The sequence below is a fragment of the Lacihabitans sp. CCS-44 genome, assembly GCF_024343735.1.
In the GTDB taxonomy this organism is placed as follows: Bacteria; Bacteroidota; Bacteroidia; order Cytophagales; family Spirosomataceae; genus Leadbetterella.
In genome coordinates this window covers 1-2,023 of record NZ_RJUE01000038.1, presented here as the reverse complement: position 1 = coordinate 2,023, position 2,023 = coordinate 1, and the positions used below count along the sequence as shown (strand labels likewise).

The following is a 2,023-nucleotide window of genomic DNA, read 5'->3' as shown; positions in this document are numbered from 1 at the left end:
CCAATTGAAATCGTTCCGCCACTTCTGTAATGCGTGGCTACCAACTCCAGATGATGTTCTTTGCATTTTGGACAAACTCTTATGTCAATGCCGTACTTTTCTCTGATGGTCACATACACCGGTATCCGCATCTTGGCGGGTGGTGCGGGTAGATTGAGTTTTTCAAACAATTCTTTAAGCCTTTTGCCTCGGCCGTGGTTTTGTAAATAACCGAAATGACGAATGCGTACGTATCGGAACGGCAATATGTGCTGCTCAAACCGCCTGATAAATTCATCAATGCTTATCGTCATTTCTTTGTGCTCGGCATCGGTGCCTCGGTAGCGGTAGTCTTTGTATTTAAATGTTACAGTTCCTTCTTTTTCGTTGATTTCCAGTATCCTGTGCGGTGTTATGGCCGTTTTATGCGTGTAACGCCCAAGATACTCTAGCACCGTTTTTGGTCCACTGAATGGGCGTTTGGCATATACATTCCAATGTTTCTTGCCTACTTCGTCAATGAGCTTTGTGGTGTCAGTTTCACCAACCTGAAGGCTACCTGATGCCAATAATGCTCTGAGGTTTTTCAAAAAAACCGCCTTGTATATCTTCTGCATAATGGGCTTCGGAAACAAATAGCTCTGGTTTTGGGACTTGTCTGACACCCATTCGCCATTATTCTCGCCACCACCACTCACTATGCAGTGTATGTGTGGATGAAAACTCAAGTTTTGACCCCAAGTATGCAGCACACTTATTATCCCTGGTCTAGCACCCAGAAACTTCGGGTCGGCTCCGAGCTTGAGCAGCGTATAGCTGCTGGACTCAAAAAGCAGATTGTACATCGCCACTCGGTTGCCCATTATCAGACCGTTTAGCTCATGTGGAAGAGTGAAAACAATGTGGTAGTATGCAGTAGGTAGCAGTTCTGTTTCTTTGTTGGCTATCCATTGGTCACGTTTAGTTCCTCCGCAGTTAGGGCAATGTCTGTTTCCGCATGAATGAAACTGGTATCGTTCATGTCCACAGTCAGAACTCTCACAGCGGTAGTGATGCACCCCCATATTGCCCGTGTGGCAATCGGTCAGTTTTTTGAAGATGTTGCGGCTGTACTGATTACTCACCATTCTGCTTGCCTTGTTAAACACCACCTGCTGGAGTTTTTGGGCTACCTCAGTCATTTTTCAGGCGGTCGAGCGGCGAGACCAACGTTGACCTTCGGGTAGTGGTCAGGTGCAGATAAACCATCGTGGTTTCGATTTTACTGTGACCCAAAAGACTTTTTATAGTGTGTAAATCCACCCCGTCGTCCAGTAGATGAGTTGCAAAACTATGCCGTAAAGTATGAGCCGTGTAGCTTTTTCCGCCCAATCCAGCGTTTTCCATGGCGGCATTTACTGTGGTTTGTAAACTGCGTGAATGTAGCGGCCGACCTTGCAGAAGCGGACTTTCAAACAGGAATTTCTTTGGCCTAAATGCCCAATAATACGACTCCATCACACCCAAAAGATGCTTTGGAAGCAGTGCATATCTATCTTTCTTCCCCTTACCTTGACGGATTTTTATGCGGTTTTCTGCACGCTCAATGTCTGAAAACTCCAGTTGCTGAAGCTCTCTGAGTCGTATGCCAGTACCATAAAGCAAACTCACCACCAGTTGCTGTTTGAGGTCTGTTGTTTGCTCAAACAACTGCTGAACCTCGCTCTTTGACATCACATTGGGCAGTTTCCATTCTTTGCGTGGAAAGAGCTTCGAAGGCAAAACGTAGGGTTTTCGGAGGATATTCCTGAAAAAATAACTCGCAGCATTGGCCACCATTTTACACTTAGCATGCCCAACCTTATGAACTTGTTTTATATAAATGATGTAATTGTTGATGTCAAGCTCGGTGAGTTCCTCGGCATTTTTGTCGCAATGAAACTGAAACAACAGACGAACCTCTTGAAGGTAGTTACGGATGGAGTCGTTGGCATAGCTACCAACCAACATCGATTTGTGAAGGCGGTCTAACCAATCCAACTGGTTATTGCTTAATACATTTTCT

Annotated in this window: 2 protein-coding genes; both read right to left on the bottom strand. The window is 45.3% G+C overall.

Going from position 1 to position 2,023, the window contains the following annotated elements; genetic code table 11:
• A partial coding sequence (locus tag EGI26_RS07220; protein WP_255077358.1) for an IS91 family transposase occupies window positions 1-1,160 on the bottom strand: 1,160 nt, incomplete at its 3' end.
• Window positions 1,153-2,023: tyrosine-type recombinase/integrase (locus EGI26_RS07215; protein WP_255077356.1), on the bottom strand; the 871-nt coding region annotated here is incomplete at its 5' end. The genes EGI26_RS07215 and EGI26_RS07220, both read right to left, overlap by 8 nt.